This is a genomic window from Chloroflexota bacterium (assembly GCA_034717495.1).
GTDB lineage: Bacteria > Chloroflexota > Anaerolineae > JAAEKA01 > JAAEKA01 > JAYELL01.
In genome coordinates this window covers 1-20,152 of record JAYELL010000044.1, presented here as the reverse complement: position 1 = coordinate 20,152, position 20,152 = coordinate 1, and the positions used below count along the sequence as shown (strand labels likewise).

18 protein-coding genes are annotated in these 20,152 nt (G+C 57.5%); 13 read left to right on the top strand and 5 right to left on the bottom strand.

The window, feature by feature from the left end; genetic code table 11:
* The first annotated feature begins 97 nt into the window (after positions 1-97).
* From U9R25_08810 to U9R25_08800, 3 genes are all read left to right on the top strand, one after another.
* On the top strand, positions 98-346 hold the full coding sequence (locus U9R25_08810) for a DUF951 domain-containing protein (protein ID MEA3335993.1): 249 nt from the start codon (positions 98-100) through the stop codon (positions 344-346).
* A 198-nt stretch (positions 347-544) separates the two neighbouring features.
* The gene (locus U9R25_08805; protein ID MEA3335992.1) at positions 545-2,095 is read left to right on the top strand and encodes an MFS transporter; all 1,551 of its coding nucleotides are present in this window, start codon (positions 545-547) and stop codon (positions 2,093-2,095) included.
* Between the two features lie 10 nt (positions 2,096-2,105).
* Complete coding sequence (locus U9R25_08800; protein ID MEA3335991.1) at positions 2,106-2,861, top strand: Nif3-like dinuclear metal center hexameric protein; 756 nt, start codon at positions 2,106-2,108, stop codon at positions 2,859-2,861.
* 142 nt (positions 2,862-3,003) lie between these two features.
* On the opposite strand, the gene infA is transcribed toward U9R25_08800, so the two are convergent.
* From infA to U9R25_08780, 4 genes are all read right to left on the bottom strand, one after another.
* Positions 3,004-3,249: a translation initiation factor IF-1 gene (gene infA / locus U9R25_08795; protein MEA3335990.1), complete on the bottom strand. Its 246-nt coding sequence runs from the start codon at positions 3,247-3,249 to the stop codon at positions 3,004-3,006.
* A 44-nt stretch (positions 3,250-3,293) separates the two neighbouring features.
* Positions 3,294-3,497: a 30S ribosomal protein S21 gene (rpsU, locus tag U9R25_08790; protein ID MEA3335989.1), complete on the bottom strand. Its 204-nt coding sequence runs from the start codon at positions 3,495-3,497 to the stop codon at positions 3,294-3,296.
* A gap of 294 nt (positions 3,498-3,791) precedes the next feature.
* The gene (locus U9R25_08785; protein ID MEA3335988.1) at positions 3,792-5,174 is read right to left on the bottom strand and encodes an ATP-binding protein; all 1,383 of its coding nucleotides are present in this window, start codon (positions 5,172-5,174) and stop codon (positions 3,792-3,794) included.
* A 105-nt stretch (positions 5,175-5,279) separates the two neighbouring features.
* Positions 5,280-5,963, bottom strand: a complete 684-nt coding sequence (locus U9R25_08780; protein ID MEA3335987.1) for a response regulator transcription factor — start codon at positions 5,961-5,963, stop codon at positions 5,280-5,282.
* A 261-nt stretch (positions 5,964-6,224) separates the two neighbouring features.
* On the opposite strand from U9R25_08780, the gene U9R25_08775 reads away from it, so the two are divergent.
* The 9 genes from U9R25_08775 to U9R25_08735 all read left to right on the top strand — a co-directional run bounded on the left by U9R25_08775 (position 6,225) and on the right by U9R25_08735 (position 16,995).
* On the top strand, positions 6,225-7,187 hold the full coding sequence (locus U9R25_08775) for a MoxR family ATPase (GenBank protein MEA3335986.1): 963 nt from the start codon (positions 6,225-6,227) through the stop codon (positions 7,185-7,187).
* A gap of 11 nt (positions 7,188-7,198) precedes the next feature.
* Positions 7,199-8,518: a DUF58 domain-containing protein gene (locus U9R25_08770; GenBank protein MEA3335985.1), complete on the top strand. Its 1,320-nt coding sequence runs from the start codon at positions 7,199-7,201 to the stop codon at positions 8,516-8,518.
* Positions 8,515-8,913 carry a CBS domain-containing protein gene (locus U9R25_08765; protein MEA3335984.1) on the top strand — a complete coding sequence of 133 codons (399 nt, stop codon included), beginning with the start codon at positions 8,515-8,517 and terminating at the stop codon, positions 8,911-8,913. Before U9R25_08770 ends, U9R25_08765 begins: the two co-directional genes overlap by 4 nt.
* 220 nt (positions 8,914-9,133) lie before the next feature.
* Positions 9,134-9,589, top strand: a complete 456-nt coding sequence (locus U9R25_08760; GenBank protein ID MEA3335983.1) for a CBS domain-containing protein — start codon at positions 9,134-9,136, stop codon at positions 9,587-9,589.
* Positions 9,590-9,657: 68 nt separating this feature from the next.
* Positions 9,658-10,653 (top strand): NAD(P)-dependent oxidoreductase, encoded by a 996-nt coding sequence (locus tag U9R25_08755; GenBank protein MEA3335982.1) that lies wholly within the window; start codon positions 9,658-9,660, stop codon positions 10,651-10,653.
* Between the two features lie 162 nt (positions 10,654-10,815).
* A complete protein-coding gene (gene glgP, locus U9R25_08750; protein ID MEA3335981.1) occupies positions 10,816-13,371 on the top strand; it encodes an alpha-glucan family phosphorylase in 2,556 nt (851 codons plus the stop codon).
* A 98-nt stretch (positions 13,372-13,469) separates the two neighbouring features.
* A complete protein-coding gene (locus U9R25_08745) occupies positions 13,470-13,970 on the top strand; it encodes a DUF6391 domain-containing protein (protein MEA3335980.1) in 501 nt (166 codons plus the stop codon).
* Positions 13,971-13,978: 8 nt separating this feature from the next.
* Entirely contained in the window at positions 13,979-15,043 is a 1,065-nt protein-coding gene (gene holA, locus U9R25_08740; protein MEA3335979.1) for a DNA polymerase III subunit delta, read from the top strand.
* 47 nt (positions 15,044-15,090) lie between these two features.
* Positions 15,091-16,995, top strand: a complete 1,905-nt coding sequence (locus U9R25_08735; GenBank protein MEA3335978.1) for a hypothetical protein — start codon at positions 15,091-15,093, stop codon at positions 16,993-16,995.
* A gap of 115 nt (positions 16,996-17,110) precedes the next feature.
* Here the strand turns inward: U9R25_08735 and U9R25_08730 are convergent, their stop codons facing one another.
* The gene (locus U9R25_08730) at positions 17,111-18,799 is read right to left on the bottom strand and encodes a SulP family inorganic anion transporter (GenBank protein MEA3335977.1); all 1,689 of its coding nucleotides are present in this window, start codon (positions 18,797-18,799) and stop codon (positions 17,111-17,113) included.
* Positions 18,800-19,027: 228 nt separating this feature from the next.
* On the opposite strand from U9R25_08730, the gene U9R25_08725 reads away from it, so the two are divergent.
* Positions 19,028-19,813, top strand: a complete 786-nt coding sequence (locus U9R25_08725) for an exodeoxyribonuclease III (protein MEA3335976.1) — start codon at positions 19,028-19,030, stop codon at positions 19,811-19,813.
* The last annotated feature ends 339 nt before the right edge of the window (positions 19,814-20,152 follow it).

The window sequence follows — 20,152 nt, the reverse complement described above, 5'->3', positions numbered from 1 at the left end:
TATCCGATTCAAATCGACATCAGTTGCTCCTGCGCCTCGATTATGCTACAATTATCGGCAACAACTGACCTGTTACTCAACATCTGCCGAACTGACTATGACTATCGAAATTCGCCTGGGAGACGTGGTTCGCCTCCGGAAACCCCACCCCTGTGGTGGCTATGAATGGGAAATCGTTCGCCTGGGTGCCGACATCGGTCTGCTTTGCACGACCTGTGGTCGTCGTGTCCTTCTGACGCGACGGGAGTTTGAGAAACGGGTAAAAACATTCGTGCGGCGCGGTGACCCTGCCAGCGGCGCGGCGCCAAATAGTGGAGTATCAGTACCCCCTCCCTCGCCAGGCTAGACTCCAGGTGTCATGCGGGCCGGGAGAATTGTTTTGCTTAGCGGATTTTGCCAGGTGAGAAAAAACGTCGCTGATTAACGTTTGAAAACAGCACAACCGGCATGTCGATTCCACGCCCACTGCCGTACGTCATGGAGAAAGAAGGAGTTTTTACGCTTTCTACCAGGGCGGTGCTATAATGGATGGACGATCCGTTCATTGTCGTGGTCTGACGTGCTGGTGACGCTGTACGTGCGTCCGGTCGTCACCATCGAAATCATTATGTCCGTACCAAAGACGCAGCAGGGCTTTCGGCCCGTTTTAGAAAACAAAGCATTTCGCAGATTATGGGGCTCTCAGGCCCTGGCCCAAACCGCGCAGAACGCGATCCACTTTGTCCTGATCGTGCTCATCGAGCGGCTGACCGGCGCCAGCGTCCACCTCGGCCTCATGATTCTTGCCTTCACCTTGCCCGCTATCATCTTCGCCCCGATCAGCGGCGTCTTGATCGACCGCTACCCTAAAAAGTGGATACTGGTAGGCTCCAACGCCCTGAGGGTGATAACTGTTCTTATCTACCTGGTGGTTCTATCGAGCTATTCTGGCGAAACAACCGGCTTGTTGCTGATTACCCTGTACGCCCTGACCTTCACCATGTCGGCCATCGGGCAATTCTTCAACCCGGCGGAAACCGCAACCATTCCGATGTTGGTTGGCCAGGACCAGCTGATGGCAGCAAACTCCCTGTTCAACCTGACCCTGGCCCTCTCCCAGGTCATCGGCTTGATTATCCTCGGCCCGCTGGCCGTCAAACTGATCGGGGTGGACCGGGCCTTCGTTCTCATTGCGGGCATGTACCTGGTAGCAGCCATCCTGGTTAGCCGTCTGCCCAAGGATGAGCCAGCTACGACTCCCAAGTCGGCCAGATCCGGCTGGGAAAGTGCCTGGGCGGAACTGAAAGAGGGGTGGGAATTCGTCCTCAAGCACCCCAGAGTCAAGTTGGCCATGACGAATCTGACCTTGATCGCCAGTTTAGTCATGGTTCTGGCCATGTTGGCCCCTGGAATAGCCTCCCGCGTGCTACATCTTGCCCCGGAGGATGCCATCGTCGTTTTCGCTCCGGCAGGCCTGGGAATGTTGGTTGCAGCAATCCTGCTGGGCCGGTGGGGATACCGGATGTCCAAGCGCCGTCTGACCCAGTTCGGATTGGCGGCTATGGTGCTGGGTTTTGCCGGTTTTGGCTGGGTGTCGTGGCGCTTCCAGGAAACCAATATGCGCCTGCCCCTGGATGAGACAATGCTGAAATTGCCGCCCGCCGGGGCTGCGCTCATCCTGGCAACGATTTTCATCAGCTTCTTCCTCGGTCTGGCCATGTCTGGCGTGAATATCGTTTCTCAAACCTCGTTGCACGAGAATACGACGGAGCGAGTGCGTGGCAGGGTCTTTGCGGTCCAGTTCATGCTGAACAACCTGGCAGGCATCCCGCCCATGCTGGCCATCGGAGCATTAGCAGATGTGATCGGTATCCCTCAAATCCTGTTGGGAATTAGCCTGGTCGTACTCGCAGTGTTGATCGGCACCACCTACTACCAGTCCAGCATCATCCGGCAGATCCGTCGACCGGCTGGTGCAAGCGCGCGCAAAGCAGAATTCGTTGCAGACAGAGATCGGGAATCCGGGGGTAACACGGTTGTGGCAACGTCGCCCAGCACCGAAAAAGGCGGTGGATCAGCAGCAACGCCGCCATCTGCCGAGAGCCCCCAAATGTGAGGCATAAGCCATGAACAGAAACGAATTGACAGACTATCTGGACAGGTATCTTCGCATCAACGAGATCGAGGACTATGGCCCCCAGGGCTTGCAGGTTGAGGGCGCTGATGAGGTAAGCCGCATCGCGTTTACCGTGGACGCCGGCCTGCCCTGCATCGATGCAGCAGTGAAAGTCGGTGCCCAGATGCAGATCGTTCACCATGGGGTGTTCTGGGGTCAAGCGGAACCGCTTCGAGGAGGATTCGGACGCAGGATTCACCGCCTTTTTGAGACCCAGCTAAATCTGTATGCAGCGCACCTGCCCCTGGATGCTCATCCGGAAGTGGGCAACAATGCTGAATTGGCCCGCATTCTTTCCCTGGTTGTAGATAGCTGGTTTTGCAACGTCAAGGGTACCGATCTTGGCGTGGTATGCAGCACGCCGGAAGGTGGCATAGCGCTGGAGTCGCTCGTGGACACATTGACAGCTCGCCTGGGAGTAGAACCAAGAGTTCTGGCGCATGGGCCCACGACCACCCAACGAATCGCTATTCTTTCTGGCGCCGGCGCTTCCCACGCGGGAGAAGCGGCCAATCTGGGTGCCGACACACTCATTACTGGCGAGACATCCCACTCTCAATTCTACAGTGCCCATGACCATCAGATCAACTTGATTTTCGCGGGCCATTACGCCACGGAGACGGTGGGTCTCAAGGCGTTGGGGCGGCACCTCAACGGCAAGTTCGGTCTGGAAACCGTATTCATCGACTTGCCCACAGGCATGTAGTGGTTTGATTGCCCGGATCGAAAGAAGGCACCCCTGGTTGGGAGTGCCTTCGAAATAAACGGTCGCAAATGAGTGCTCGTACCGGCAGCTGAACGCGGCTTACTACCGCGCTTTCCCCTCCAATACGAGGCCTGATCGCAGATCAGACCCGGACACGCGGAGTTCGATGTCGATAAACAATGCGTCCTCGAGTGAGGTCGTATGGCGAAAGTTCAACGCGCACATTGTCACCGAGAAGAACCCGGATGTAGTGCTTTCGCATCTTGCCAGACAAATAGGCCAGGACCTTGTGCCCATTTTCCAACTCCACGCGGAACGTTGTGTTGGGCAAAGCTTCGATAACTTTACCTTCCAAAACAAGTTTTTCTTCTTTAGAATTTGCTGCCACTCGCCATCACCTCCTTTCCGGACGCAGACTTTTTTGAATAACGGTTAATATCTTCGCTCTCTTTTGCGCTGTGCCTGACGCGCCTTGCGAATTGCCTTTTGCTTCTTGATCCTGCGCACCTCGCTCGGAGGTGTAAACCAACGCTTCTTGCGTGCGGTGGACAGGATACGGGACTTGGTGACTTCCTTGCGGAAACGCCTCAAGAGTTGTTCCTGAGATTCACCGGAACGCAATTCGACATTTGCCATCTCTGATTGTGCCTCCTTCGTTTGTTTATGCCCGACGACTATGCTGACCTGAAATCCTTGCCAAACACATTTCAATCGCAAAAAAGAGCCTCACTGCCAGTGCAAGTGAGGCCGACTGTTCCTGCAATCATGACCGGTTTTCGCTAGAAAAGCTCGTCTAGAGTCGTTTCTCTCCTCTATGACACACGGTGGCTGTCAGGCTTTCAGCGGCCGCTTGGCTACTTGTTGACAATTATAGCCCAGTCCACTACGACTGTCAAACCACGGTTACCTCTAGCCACAATCGCCCGCGCCTCAATCGGAGCGAGGTAACATGACCTCAAACGTCGAACCTTTGCCAAGTTGGCTTTTCACCGTCAGTTGCCCGCCGTGCGCTTCCGCGATCCAGCGCGCAATGCTCAATCCCAGCCCCGTGCCGCCGGCACTGCGGTTGCGCGCCCTGTCGACTCGCCAGAATCGATCGAAGATGTTCGACAGATCCTCCTCGGCGATTCCGATTCCGGTATCACTGATGACCACCCGAACCCAGCCGTCGGGCCGGCAGTGCAGACTGAGGGTTACCAAGCCACCGTCAGGCGTGTACTTGATTGCGTTGCTCATCAAGTTGAGAAAGAGCTGCTTAAGACGATCGGCGTCCCCATCTACCATGGCCTGATCCTCATGGCCCAGGCGGACCTTGACCCGTCCATGAGCAATCAGCAACGCCTCCCGATACACCTCCAACAGCAACGTATCCAGTTCCACCGGCTTGAGATCCAGCCCTACCCCCGCATCTGCTTCAGCCAGCAGCAGCAGATCGCGAATCAATCGGCTCATCCGGGCCGTCTCCGAGCCGATCGCATCCAGTCCCTCCTGCAACATTTCGGGGTCCTGCGCCGCGCCGCGCCGGAGAAGATCGAGATTGCCGCGAATGGTCGCCAGAGGTGTCCGCAGCTCATGGGAAACGTCGGCGACCAGTCGTTCCTGTGTGCGGAAGAGACGTTGCAGGCGCTCCAGCATCGCGTTGAAGGCCTCGGCCAGGCGCCCCACCTCGTCATCCGGTTGTGTAACCTCAAGACGCTGCTCGAGATCCCGGGTGCGAGCAATCTGGCTGGCTGTCTCCGCGATTTCATTCAACGGCCGCAGAGCTGCCTCGGAAATGAGATAACCGCCGGCCGCTGCCAGGATCAATGCAATGACCCCTGCAATCAACAGGCCGAGACGCGCTAACTGCAACATATCCTCGATCGGCTCGAGAGATTGTCCGACCTGGACCGTCGCGACCACCTGACCTCCGGGGGTCTGCACCGGGGCGCTATAGATTCTGAGATGACTTGCTTCATCTTGCCAGGTAAAAAACTCAGCCTCTCCCTGGATATTGAGCTCCAGCAAATGGACAGGGAGAGGCAAAGTCTGATCCATCAAATTATCGGAGGTATCGATGATTCGACCATCGGGAGTAGCTGCCTGAGCAAAGAACTGAGGCGCCAAAACGATGGCAGTGGGAATCTGGGCCTTGGTTGGATCGAAGTCTGCCTCAAAGATAGAGACGACCTGCTCTGCCTGGCTTCGCAACGCTGTATCCACGTGGTTGAACAAGGTACGCGAAAGAACCGTGTGGTACAGAAATGCGAAGGCCAGCAGAACCAGGGCCAGTAACAGAGTAAACCAGAGGGTCAGGCGAACACGCAGTGTCATGGAGGCCTGGCTAGCAGTTGGGTGCAACATGTACAAACATACTGTGCACCAAGAACATTAAACACAGCTTATTCGTTGATAAGAGCAGTGTGAAAAGTGGCGAGCTTAGGGTTCTCTCAAAACGTAGCCCACACTGCGGACGGTATGGAGAAGGCGAGGTTCACCGTCCGCCTCCAGTTTGGTGCGCAAGTAACGCATGTAGACTTCGATGATATTGCTTTCACCGCCAAAGTCGTAATCCCAGATGCGGTCGTACAGAATATCCCGGGTAAGCACCTGTCTTGGATGACGCATAAAGACTTCCAGGACATCGAACTCCTTGGCAGTCAGGTTTAGACGGCGTTCGCCGCGCAGGGATTCCCGGCTGGCCGGGTGAAGGGCAAGATCGGCGAAACGCAGCACTTCCTGGGAAGGGGGCGCTTGTCGACGTCTCAACAGGGCGCGGACCCGAGCAAGAAGCTCCTCGAACTGAAAGTCGGCCTTGACCAGGTAATCGTCAGCACCGCTGTCGAGTCCAGTGACTTTGTCACTGAGGGCACCCTTGGCGGTCAGCATGAGAATGGGTACATCGCCGGCGGACCGCAACCGGCGGCAGACTTCCAGACCATCCAGATCGCCGGGCAGCATCAGGTCGAGAATCACGAGATCAGGAAGTTTGTCCCGCGCTGCGATCAGCCCGGACTCACCATCCTCGGCCATTTCAACCTGATACCCTTCGAAGATCAGACCCCGGCGAAGCAGATCCGCCATTCGCGGGTCATCCTCGACCACCAAGATGCGTTCAGCCATGTCGCAGATTATAACATAGGACAGGAGGCTGGCAAATCGGTTCTGACAGCAACTGAACCCTGGATACGCTCAGCTTGTGTTGTAGTGAGCCTGCAGTTTTCCCATCGCTGCTATCGCTGGTATAATCGAAGCGCACCCAGCGAAGAAGTCCGAGCGTGTTCGTGACGCCAAACCCTGCCCTGAGTCGCGGCCCGATACCCAAGACGCTGCTGATACGCCTGCAGCAACCTGGATAAAAGGCCTCCTGGAGGACCGTTCTAAATGTCTGATGTTTCAACCGTCAAGTCTTTCGCCGATCGCATCTGTGACAACGTGGAAAACGTCATCATTGGTAAGCGGCCGGAGATCAAGACGACGATCATGGCCTTGCTTTGTGAGGGACACCTCTTGATCGAGGATGTGCCCGGCGTGGGAAAAACGATGTTGGCGCGCGCCATCGCCAAATCGATCGGGTGCGATTTCCGACGCATCCAGTTCACACCCGACATGTTGCCCTCTGATGTGACCGGCGTATCCGTGTTCAACCAGAAAACCAGCGAGTTTGAGTTCCGGCCCGGGCCCATCATGACCCAGATCGTGTTGACCGATGAGATCAATCGAGCCACGCCCAAGACTCAGTCTGCCCTGTTGGAAGCCATGGAAGAGCGACAGGTCACGGTGGACGGTACTACCTACCCCATGGCCAGGCCATTCCTGGTTCTGGCCACCCAGAACCCGATTGAGTACGAAGGCACCTTTCCTTTGCCAGAGGCTCAACTGGATCGTTTCATGATGCGAATCACCCTCGGCTATCCCGAACCCGAGGATGAGATACACATTCTGGACTCCCAACAGAAGATCCATCCTATCGGGCAGCTGACGCAAGTGGTGGGAGCTGATGATCTGATCGATGCCCAGCGTGCTGTGACCGATGTCTATGTGGACTCTTTGATCAAGGAATACATCGTCGCCATTACCGGTGCGACCCGCAAACATCCAGACATCTACCTGGGCGCCAGCCCCCGTGGTTCATTGGCTCTTTACAAGACCACGCGCGCCCGGGCTGCGGTAGATGCACGGGAGTTCGTGATTCCTGATGACGTCAAGGCCATGGCTGAGCCGACCCTGGCTCACAGGCTAATCGTCAGCCCTTCAGCCCGCATCAAAAACGTGGATCCTCGCTCCGTGCTGAGTGAAATCCTGGACTCCGTGCCGGTACCTGGCACGCGGGTTCGGGCCAGTTAAGCGCAGCTGCCATGCGACGTTCCTGGTGGATCATCGCGCTCTGGCTGCTCTCTATCCTGTTTGCCCTCTTTGTGGCGGAGCGCAACCGAAGTATCGCGTTCACCATCGCCTACCTCCTGACAGCAATTGTCGTGCTGTCCTATCTTTGGGCCTGGACCAATCTTAAATGGGTGCGTATCGGGCGCTATACCCGAGCCCGCCGCTCGCAGGTGGGACGAATCGCGGAAGAACAATTCGAGGTGGTCAACGACAGCCGGTTGCCCAAGCTGTGGTTGGAGGTGCGGGACCACTCCGAATTGCCCCGGCATTACGCAAGCAGAGTACTTAACTCCCTCGGTCCACACCGTCGCCGCCGCTGGATCGTTCGAACTCTCTGCCTGCAACGGGGTCGTTTTCGGCTCGGCCCGCTGACCTTGAAGAGCAGCGATCCGCTGGGGCTTTTCCCCATGAAACGGGAACTGCCGGACACGTCGGCGATGATCGTCTATCCCGCTACTCTTGATATCCCGGGCTTCACCCCTCCCGTAGGATTTCTTCCCGGTGGCGACGCCATGCGACGCCGCACCCATTATGTCACAACCAACGTTTCCGGGGTCCGCGAATATGTTCCTGGAGACAGCTTCAACCGTATTCACTGGCCCTCTACAGCTCGCACTGGTCGCCTGATCGTCAAGGAATTCGAACTGGATCCCACCGCCGACATCTGGATCGTGCTCGATCTGGATCAGACGGTCCATTACCAACTGCCATGGGTCCCGCCGGAGACCGACCAGGGCCCCGCCGTGTTGCGCCAGGAACGAGTAGGAGTGCAATTGCCGCCCAGCACTCTGGAGTACGCCGTCACGATCGCGGCAAGTTTGAGTCGCCATTTCCTGATCAAGGACCGGTCGATCGGCATGATCGCCCATGGTACCCGGCGGGAGTTGATTCAGGCCGATCGCGGTGAACGACAACTCACCAAGATTCTCGAAACCCTGGCCGTTGTCGGCGCCAGCGGCCAGATTCCCTTTGCCCAGGTTCTGACAGCCGAGATGGAACATTTGCCCCGTCACACGACCGTGTTGGCGATAACCCCGTCTGCCCACTCATCCTGGATTGCGGCAATGAGGGATATTCGCCGGCGTGGGGTCCACAGCATGGCGATTTTTTTGGCAGCCAGTACCTTTGGCCAGGGTGCCCCTGACTACAAACAGGCCCTGGCAGAACTCCTGGCCAGCGGCATTTCAACCCGCGTCGTCGCCAACGGCGACGACATTCCAGCCGCGCTTGCCAGTCCGATAACTTCCCTAGACGATGACCTTGATTCAAGACCAGCGGAGGTGCTGTCATGAAGCAGAAGACTGTGTTACAGGCCAAGCGTCTTGGCATCGAAGGTTGCTCCGCCGATGACCGGTTGGGGCCTATCGCCCGGCGGATGGCGGACGATGATATCAGTGCGCTCGTTGTCGTTGACGACGAGGGTTTTCTTCGTGGTATCATCACCCGCAGTGATCTGCTGCGCGCTTATGCGAACGACCGGCAATGGAAGGCGAAACCGGTCGGTGACTATATGACCAGCGATGTCATCACGGTTGGGCCGGAAACCTCTCTCTCGGATGTTGTGGCAACTCTGACCGCTAGAAACGTCCACCGGCTGGTAGTGGTTCGCCAGGAGATGGGCAAAGAGCGCCCCATTGCCGTGATTTCGGATTCTGATCTCGTTTGTGATATGGCCGACGACCTGTAGCCGGGGAGTCCCCAACACCGCTCGCCTGCGCAGAAAAAACGGCCAGGATGGCTGAATCTGCCATTTTCGACCACATTTTTGCCAATATTCGCCCCCAAATATGATTTAACGCATAGTTAGAATGGGAAATATCGGGTAAACTGTTTTTGAAGGGACAGTTTTTCGAAGCGCCCGGGTTGCCCTTCTATCCCAATGGCGTCCAAATGTATTGAGGCAAATCGTGGCAAGCACCATTGCAGAAATCATGACCACCAGGCTGGTGACAATAGAGCCTCAGAACAGTGTGGCGACGGCTATCCGACTGATGCGTCAAGGCGAGCTGCGTCGCCTGCCCGTGGTCGAGAACGGCAAATTGGTCGGCATGGTGACCAGCGGTGATTTACGCCGGATCACCGGATTGAGTTCGATCTTATACGACCAGAGCCAGGACAATTTCCTCTGGCGCCACATTCCAATCGGCAATGTAATGAGCCGTGATCCGATCATTCTCACTCCGGAGACACCCATCTCTGATGCCGCAAGCCTGCTCATCAAACGAAAGATCAGCGGATTTCCGGTGGTCCAAAAGGGTGTGTTGGTGGGAATCATAACCACCAGCGATCTCTTGGAAACATTGATCGATTGTGAGCGTCAGTTTGCCCAGGTCGACCGGAAAGCCCAGTCGCCGTTGCTCTAAGTGTACCCATCGCCCGCTCGCAATTTCCTCGCCATGCTGCCCGCTCGGGTATCCAGGGACCGCCGCTCATGCGCGTCCTGATTACCGGCATCACCGGCTTTATCGGGGGACACCTGGCAGAACGTCTGCTATCGGATGGTTTTGAGCTACGCGGCCTGGTGCGTGAGCCCGCGTCCGCTGGCTGGCTGGCGCAGCAGGGAGCCGATCTGTGTCAGGGCGATCTCCGCCAGCTGTCCTCCCTGAAAAAAGCTGTACAGGATTGCGATATTGTCCTTCATGCAGCGGCCTGGACAGGTGAACCAGGATTGAGCGGGACGCAGGCCTGGCTGATCAACGTGGTAGCGACACGGCATCTGCTCGAGGCTGCACGCCAGTCAGGTGTGCAGCAGTTCATCTACTTCAGCAGCGTCGCAGTCTACGGCATCAACCGGTCTGCGGTGATCGACGAAGGCGCTTCGATCTTTCCGGTCGGTCAACTCTACCCTGACAGCAAAATCGCGGCTGAAACGTTAGTGCGATACGCACAGACCCAGGGATTGCAGACGACGATCATCCGCCCCGCCTCAACTTATGGCCCGCGGGGGGTAGCATGGTCGGTGCGTCCGATAGAATCGATCAAATCGGGGCGATTAGTGCTGCTGGGAAAAGATGCTGGCCTGGTCAATACCGGCTATATCGACAACGTGGTTGACGGCGTCAGCCTTGCCATGAACAATCCCTCAGCCTTTGGAGAGACCTTCAACCTTTGCGACGGTACGGTCGTCACTTATCGGGAGTTTTACCTGCGCTACGCCCGGATGTTGGGAAAGCAGGGCCTGCCAACGATGCCCGCCTGGCTTGCCCGCGGTGCCGCGACGGCCCCGGGGCGATTTCTGCGGGGACTGTTGGGGAGACAAGTGCCCGGCCCCTGGAGCGTCCATTTCCGCTTTAACCCGAGCCGCTTCAGTGTAGAGAAGGCACAGCGGGTTCTCGGATACCAGCCGATGATCGATTTCGAAACGGGTATGCGCCATACTGAAGAGTGGCTGCGCGAGGCAGGTTATCTTAAGATGACCGGTTCATGACACAGGAGAGGATGCCAGGTTTTTGCCCCTGCTCAGGCACGGTAGTATAATGCCGCGGGACCGGCAGCCCATTTTCCCTTTGACCGGCTGGCAAGCCGGTATTATTGGCCCCTTGCCTCATTGCGAACAATGATTCAAACGCAACTATGAAGGAGCACATCAGTGGATTTTCTTGGACGCCTTTCGATTTTCCCCCGAACTCCTGAAGCTCTCAACCGTCTTCCCGAACTCGCCAACAACCTCTGGTGGAGTTGGAACAGCGATGCTCAGGACCTGTTTTGTGATATCGACCCCGAACTGTGGGAAAAAGTTGCCCACAACCCTGTAAAGTTCCAGCGCGAGGTGAGTCAGGAAAAACTGGATGCCGTTGCCAAAGACGAAGACTACCTGGAACGCTATAACAAGGTACTTGCCCGCTTTGATGCCTACATGAACCCGGAGGAGACCTGGTTCAGCCGAAGGTTTCCCAATCACACCGGTGAAGTGATTGCCTACTATTCCGCGGAATTCGGCATGCACGAAGCATTGCCCATTTATTCCGGCGGCCTGGGAATCCTCTCCGGTGACCACTGCAAGACCGCAAGCGACCTGGGGTTACCCTTCGTCGCCGTAGGTTTCCTCTATCCCCAGGGCTATTTTACGCAGTACATCGACCCCGATGGTTGGCAACAGGCTCGCTACAGCAAGTTGAGTTTTTCCGAGGTGCCCGCCACACCAGCCCTCGACAAGAACGGCAAGGAAGTTCTGATAAAATGTGAACTGCCTGGTCGCGATGTCTTCGCCAAGGTGTGGAAGATCCAGGTGGGACGGATTCCCCTCTTTCTAATGGATACCGATGTTCCCCTGAACCAGCCCGGCGATCGCGAACTCAGCGCCCGGCTTTACGGTGGCGATCACAATCTTCGCATCAGCCAGGAGTTCGTTCTTGGAATCGGTGGCGTGCGAGCCATCCGGGCCCTGGGTGTCAAGCCCATGGTCTGGCACATGAACGAAGGCCACTCCGCATTTCTTGGCCTCGAGCGGCTGCGGGAATACGTTGAGCACGGGGGGCTTTCTGTGGCAGAGGCGTTGGAGGTAGTGCGCAGCAGTACCATCTTTACAACCCACACGCCGGTGCCCGCGGGCCATGATGTATTCAGCTGGGACCTGATCGATCAGTTCTTCGGCAAATTCTGGGGGCGGCTGGGATTGAGCCGGGAGCAATTTCTCGAACTGGCCCGCCACGATCAAAGCTGGGGCCCCGGCTACAGCATGACTGTGCTGGCGATGCGCATGGCAGGCCGCATCAACGCCGTCGCCAGGCTGCACGGCGAGGTCTCCCGTGCCATGTGGCACTGGCTCTGGCCCGACACGCCGGTGGATGAAGTTCCCATCAGCTATGTCACCAATGGCGTTCACCTGGAAACCTGGCTTGGGCCGGAGATGGTGGCCCTTCTCGATAACTACCTGCCAGAAGATTGGAAGGATAGGCTGGATGATCCCGCTGTCCTGGATCTTATCGATGATATTCCCGATGAAGACTTCTGGGCTGCCCAACAGAGCGCCAAGGGCCGGCTGATCGAGTTTGTGCGCGAGCGAGCCCGGGCGCGCAGCATTCGTCAAGGCGAGTCTCCGGCAGTTCTGGAACAGATCGATGATATTCTCGATCCAAATGCGTTGACCATCGGTTTTGCCCGTCGATTTGCCACCTACAAGAGAGCCACCCTGATCTTCCGCGATATGGATCGCTTCAGTCGCCTCTTCAAGGATCCGGAAAAACCGGTGCAAATCCTCTTTTCTGGCAAGGCCCACCCCGCCGATGATCTCGGAAAGTCCTTGATTCAAGACATCGTTCGAGTGGCTCAATCGCCCGAGTATTGGGCGAAGGTCATCTTTATCGAGGACTACGAGATGAACGTAGCCCGTTACCTGGTGCAGGGAACCGATATGTGGCTAAACACACCCCGTCGTCCCCGGGAGGCCAGCGGTACCAGCGGTCAGAAGGCCGCCATGAACGGCAATCCCAACTTCAGCGTGCTGGATGGCTGGTGGGCTGAAGGTTATCATGGCAACAACGGATGGGCAATAGGCGAAAACTGGGAATACCGGGATCAGGAGACACAGGATGAGGCCGATGCCCGCTCCCTCTACTGGACCCTGGAACACGATATCATCCCACTCTACTTTGATCGCGACAAAAACGGCGTTCCCCACGGCTGGGTGAAAGTTGCCAAGGAGGCGATGCGCAGCAGCCTTTGGGACTTCAATTTCCGCCGCATGCTGGGAGAATATACCGACCAGCTCTATGTGCCGACTGCCATCTCGAGCCAGGCCTACCGGGCGGACGATTTCGCCGTGGCCCGTGATTTAGCCCAGTGGCGAAGCACGATCCGGCAAAACTGGTCGGAGGTAGCAGTGAATGCCAAAGGTCCCAACGAAACCCAGTTCACCATCGGCGAGACTGCACCAGTCAGCGCGTTGGTGGCCCTTGGCGTCCTGACGCCGGACCAGGTGACGGTCGAGATCGTTTTCGGCGAAGACTCCGGCGGACGCCTGGCGTCGCCGCAGACAGCGCCCATGAACCTGGTCGGCGAGCAGACGAACGGCATCTATCTCTACAAGTATGAGGGCGGTTTTGTGCCCAACAAGACCGGTGCCCTGCTTTACGGTGTGCGCGTGTTGCCCAGACACGATCACATGCTGAACCAGCACGAAATGGCGCTGGTCACCTGGGCATGATCAGAGGGGCTGCCCAGCCAGCCCCAGGGGGCGCGGGGGTCCTCCTCCGATCGCCCCACCGATCACCACCTGCATGAAAGGAACTGCACAGCAAAACCATGGGATTCGTCAGGCGCACGAGACAACATCACGCCATCGAGCACGCTACCGTCACCATGCTCACCAGACGGAACCAGGTCGCCAGCCTGGTAGGCGGTCGCAGCGATCACCGGGGATTCTACATCTTCGGCGATGTCGACACAGAAGTGCTGCAGAGGGCCGTTGACGAAGCGATCACCCGCCTGCGAGCAGGTGAAGCAAGGTTGGCGATACATCCCAACTGTGGCACAAACCTGGTCACCACCGGAGCGCTCGCCGGACTGGCGACTTTCGCAGCCACCATGCTGACCAGGAGGAACAACGCCAGGATCGTCGACCAGATCCCTGTGGCCATCATGGCAGGTATCGGGGGAATGATGCTCGGCCGGCCGGCCGGCACGCGCCTCCAGCGACAGGTAACGACCCTGGCCGACATCGGTGGACTCAAGCTGGGTAGCATTACCCGAGGTAAGCTGTGGCGCTGGAATTATCACTTCGTCACCATCGATGAGAGCATCTGAGACTACCCGTGATCACGCTGCTACACGGCCCCGATGACCTGATTCAGGCAGAACATCTTGCCACCATCCGCCAATCGATGGGCTCGGCCGACCTGTTGGAAGCCAACAGCACCTGGCTCGATGGCCGTAAGACCCGCGTCACGGAGGTCCGCTACCACTGCGACGTGGTACCCTTCCTCGCCGAGCGGCGTCTGGTCGTCGTGGAGGGATTGATTGCCCAGCTATCAAAGAAGTCAGGGGGCAAAAAGCCAGGACAGGCTGAAAAGGACTCAAGCATCCCCGCCAGCGATTCCCAATTGCAATCCCTGCTGGATTACCTGCCCTCGTTGCCCGACACCACGGAATTGGTCCTGATAGAGCCCCGTGGAATCGATGAGCGTCGCAAGCCTTACAAACTGTTGCTTCAGTTGCAAAAACAGGGGCAGGCAACGATCGTTTCCTGCAAAGCCCCGAAACCACAGGAGTTGCCTGCCTGGATCAACAAGCGAGTGAAAGCTAAGGGCGCCACAATTGACAGGGATGCAGCCCAGGATATGGCGGCCTTCGTAGGACCCAACCTGCGTCTCCTGGATAGCGAACTGGAGAAGTTGGTAGCATACCGCGGAGGCGATGGAGAAATCACACGTCAGGATGTGCGCCTGCTTGTGCCCTACGCCCAGGAAGCCAATGTCTTCGATATGGTTGACGCCATTGGCCAACGAAACAGCGCGAAGGCGCTGCGACTGCTGCGCGAACTCGAGCGCGATGGCGCAGCCCCGCTCTATCTGCTATCCATGATCGTTCGCCAGTTTCGCATTCTGGTTCAGGTCTCTGACCAAATGAGCCGGGGACTGGGCCAGTATGACATTGCAAAGGCCATTGGCCTGCATCCCTACCCCACGGAAAAGGCTATGAGACAGGTCCAGCAATGGCGTTTGGCCGATCTAAAGGCTGTTTACGATCGTCTTCTGGAGACCGATCTGTCAATAAAAACGGGAAAGCTGGCGGACGACCTGGCCCTGGACCTGCTGGTACTGGAACTTAGCAGGCGGTCCCTTCCGCTGCTTCAGGGGGCACCCCGCACCGGCGTCTGACCCGATACATCTTTCTTTTCACCTGCCATCTCAGTTCGGAGGGAACAATGTTTTTTCGCATCCGTGTTATTCTCATTGGGCTCGGTCTGAGCCTTGCTCTGGTGAGTTGTGTCCAGGCACCACCACCTGTTGCCACCACTACTGCCGTCGCTGCGAGCAGCCCGACCGTCCAGGAAGCAGCTGCTCCCCCACCAGCCGGTACAGCGGTACCATCGACTCCTGCGCCCGCGGCAGCGCCGACGGATACGCCGCTGCCTTCCCCCGCCGTTTCCGAAGCGCCAGTGGACCCGGTTGATCCAGCAGGTGCTTCGTACGAAAACAGCGATCTTGGCGTGACCTGGCAAGCTCACGATCCGGAGTGGATCTTCATTGATGCGACCATTCTGGAAGGCGTTTTTTCTCCCTTGATTCCGTTGGTAGGCTACTCGCCAGCCGCCATCGATGCCGAGGAATACCTGACCCTGTTCACCATCGACATGCCACCCATGGTCAGTCAGGCAACAGCCATGTTGTTTGAGACCGATCCTGACCTTGCCGTGAAGAGCCTGTCGGCCGGATTGGGCCTCATAGGTGTCGAGCCGAGCCTGGTCGAACTGTCCGCCAAGAAAGCGGCGCTGGTTTCCGTGGATGGACCGGAGGGTGAGCTGGTATTCATGTGGCTTGTTCCACAGCCCACTGGAATCCTGTACATTCTGGCCGAGGGATTTGCCGAACCGGCTGACGCCCAGGCCGCCCTGGCAGGGCTGGCTCTATCCGACGTAGCGGTTGAGGTCGCCGAGCCCATATCGTTGGAGGACCAGATGAAGCAACTGATCCATCAGACCGAAAGCATCCGCGGCCTCGATACAATTGAAGCGGTTGACTTTGAGTTCATGAATCGAGACGACCTGCGAGCCGAGTTGGAGGAGTCCCTGGCCGCAGATCTGCAGCCTGAGAGTTTAGCCGCCCTGGACCAAATGCTGAAGCTCCTCCAGCTGATTCCGAACGATACAAACCTGAACGACCTGATGCTTGATCTCTATGAGTCGCAGATTCTGGGTTTCTACGATGACGAAGAGGACGCCTTTTTTCTGATCGCCGACGAGGAACGGCAGGGCCAACCGTTGAGCGTGGAGGATCAGATCACCTTTGTTCACGAGTATACCCATGCCTTGCAGGACCAACACTTTGACCTGAGCCTGTTCGTCGGCGACGAGGCGGGGCTTGCGGAAGACGAACAGGGGGCCGTGGATGCCCTGGTGGAAGGGGAAGCAACTCTGGTCATGCTCCACTGGATGATCGAGAACCCCTCGCTCGAAATGCTGGGCACGTTGGCCAGCGCGGCGGCCGCCGAACTAAACAATGCAGTACTGCAAAACACCCCTCGTTATCTGCAAGAGGCACTGCTATTTCCCTACGAGGCAGGTCTTCAGTTTGTAGATACTGTCTTCGCAACGGGCGGCTGGCAGGCGGTCGATGCGCTGTGGGATGATCTGCCGGCCTCAACTGAACAGATCCTGCATCCGGAAAAATACCGGTTGGATCAGCCAACCGAGGTGTCCCTTCCTGCCGATCTGGCCGAAGCGATGGGCAGTGGTTGGCAGGAAATTCTCAGAGATGTCTGGGGGGAGATCGACCTGCGCTTGCTGCTGGGCGACCTCGATAGCGACCAGGCCAGCAGTGGAGCCGACGGATGGGATGGCAGCGAGTACGTCTTTTTGACCGATGACGCGGGGAATGGTCTCTTTGCCATTGAAATTGCCTGGGACAGTCCCGACGAGGCCGCCGAAGGCACATCGATTCTGGCGGAGTGGCTTGCGGCCACAGGCTATAGCACCGGCGAAGAGAGCCGGTTCACTGCCGGCGACCGGGTAGCATTCCTTCGACAGGCTGGCGACCGCAGCACACTGGCCATCGCGGACGAGGAAAAAGCCTTGACTGCTGTCCTGACAGCACTTGGTTGGGCCGATTGAGCTGGCTGGCACCGGTGCAGACAAAACACCGAACCTGATGTGAACACAAAACACCGGGCTTCCAAAGCAATCTTTATGGTTCAGCGGAAGCCCGGTGTTCCTTTTTTTCCGACCGTCAGTCGAGCGCTTTCTGCGACTCGCTATCGATCCATTCCTGCGCCTCAGCCATGGTTGCCTCCAGACTGGCGCCATAAAGCGCTTCGCCCGGGAAGACACTCTCCTCACCGATCAGATCGACGATTCCCGTTCTCTCCAATTGCGACAATACCTGGTCATTCATGCCCGCCAACATCAGCTTGTTGCCTTGAGCCAGCAGTTCTTCGGCGTAACGCTTCAGGACACGCACAAAGGTGCTGCCGATCTCATCGCGGTCTCGCAGGGTAATGATAACAACCGAGCGGTGGGCGTCGCCCACATCGGGAAGCTCCTCCTCGAATTCGGCAGCACCGGCGAAGAAAAGGCTGCCGATGGGCATCAGCGTCATGATTTCCTCGCTGCTTAGCTCGTCGGGCACCTCAGTCTCGTAAAACGAACCATCCTCATCCATCATGATTCTTTCGATGCGCACCCTTTCAGCCGATTGGAAGGCATGCACCACGATCGTCAGGATCACACCAAGACCGACGGCATACTGCAGGGGCAGGAAAAGAGTCGCGACGAAGGTAATCGCCGTAACGACCGCGGGCACCGGTCCGGTGTTCCAGACAGTTTCGATGCGGCCGACCTTGATCATACCGAAGCCGACCACCACCAGGAGTCCTGCCAGCGCTGACAGCGGCAGGATCTCGATGACCTGTCCAAAGAGCATCAGGATGACCAACGAAAAGAGGCCGGTAAAGATATTGGCCCAACGGGACAGACCGCCGACACTCTGAATGAGGGCCGTGCCTGAGAGAGAGCCACCAACTGGAATGCCGCCGAAGAAACCAGTAGCCACGTTGCCGGCACCCTGTCCCCGGAAATCACCGGAAGGATCGGGATATTCCCCATCGGGGTTGGGAACACTGCCGCTGACGCCGGCCGCCTGAACCAGAGCAATGATAGCAAGAGTCAGCGCGGGCAGGATCATGGCTGGCACCAAAGACAGATTTGGGAAGTGGGGTCTGGGCAGGCCCCGGGGAATCTCCGTGGTATCGCCCACCAGGACCAACGAGTCGAAAATGGGAACCAACAGAACCAGGAGGGTCGTTATTCCCAGCGCGATGGCGAAGCCGTAACGCTCCAGTTTCGTGCGCGACAGCAGGACAATGAGAACAATAGTCAACAGGCCAGCAGCCAACGTGGCGAAGTTGATCTCTTGCCAGTGAATTATGGTATCGATGAATTGAAAGACTCTGTTGGGTGCATCGCTGGAATAACCGGTTATATCTGCCGTCTGCCCAAGGATAGTCAGTACACCCAGGCCGCTGAGAAAGCCGGTCATGACCGCATTGGAGATGAAGCGAACCAAAAAGCCCAGTTTGAGGATACCAAAGAGCAACATGAAGAGGCCCACCAGAATCCCCAAAACCACCAGATAACCAAGCTGTTCACCGGAGGAATAGGCGCCCAGAAAATCGCCTGTACCGATGGCTGTGGCGCTGGTAGAGTCCACATTCATGATCACCGAACTGGTGAATACCGCGGCCATCGTGGTACCGGCGATCACCGAATAAACACCAAAAACCGGGTTGACACCGGCCAGCAGGCCGTTGGCCAGTGCGCCCGGCACGGTGATGATTGCCATGACCAGGCCGGAGACCAGGTCGTTGGTGAGTATCTTACGCGGGACCCGAAGGCCCATGGGAGGTCTGTCTGTTGTCATAGGTTCGTCTCCAGGTGAGTTGGTAAACCGTTGCTGGAACGTGCGCGATGCAATTATACCCGATCCTTGCATTTTTGCAGATCGATGGCATGCCATGTTCCTGATTCCAGTTGGCGATTCCAAGGCGACCGCGTATAATCGTCGGGGCAGGAATGGCACCCTTACCGTTCTTGCGCAGCATCGAGAGGCCCTTGCGCCATTCCTGCCCCGACAGAGGAAGCCCTGATCATGACTCCTCCCCTAACCCTGCTCTCCTGGAACGTCAACGGCATCCGTGCTGTAGCAAAAAAGGGCTTTCCTGACTGGTTGGCCGAAGCCGCGCCGGACATCCTGTGTCTGCAGGAGACCCGCGCCGAAGCGCACCAGGTACCCGCCGATATCCGCGAGTACGCTGGCTATCACACCTACTGGAACCCGTCGAAAACCCGCAAGGGCTACAGCGGCACCGGCCTGATGACACGGCAGAAGCCGTTGAGTGTGACATTTGGCCTGGGTATCAATGAATTCGACCAGGAAGGTCGCACGATCATCGCCGAATACCCCACCTTCACCTTGCTGAATTGTTACTTCCCCAATGGCAGTCGCGACCACAGCCGCGTGCCCTTCAAACTGGCTTTCTACGATGCCTTTCTCAACAAATGCGAGGATATACGGGGAGAGGACAAGGCTGTCATCTTCTGCGGCGACGTCAACACGGCGCACCGCGAGATCGACCTGGCCAACCCCAGGTCCAACCGTAAGACCACCGGCTTCCTGCCCGAGGAACGCATCTGGATCGATCAGGTAACAGCTGCGGGTTACGTCGATACCTTTCGCCACTTCTATGCAGATGTGGCCGGCCAGTACACCTGGTGGTCCATGCCAACCCGTGCCAGAGCGCGCAACGTCGGTTGGCGGCTCGATTACTTTTTTATCGTGGAAGAGGCAATGGACCGGGTTGTCGACGCCTTCATTCTACCCGATGTCCTGGGCAGCGATCACTGTCCCGTCGGGATGACACTGAAGATTCCCTGATTTAAGTTTGAGGGTGCGAAGCGCTGACAGAGGATCAGAATGTCAGAGGGACAGAGAGTCAGAAAAGACCGAACACGGCGCCTCCGGGACTCCGACGCTCCGACACTCTGAAACTCCGCCCTGTCTGCCATTAACAATTGACCACTGACAATTGACAATTAGCAAGGTGCTCAGTCCGTCTGGATCGAGGGCAGGAAGGTCCTGAGCGGCCGGCAACTCTGCACCGCCACATCGTCGATGTCCCAGCCTGGACGACCGACACTGGTATCGGTGGCCAGGCGCCAGCGGAAGCGAACAGTCTCGCCGGCAAAGGCGTCCAGGTCCACGACCGAGTTCAAC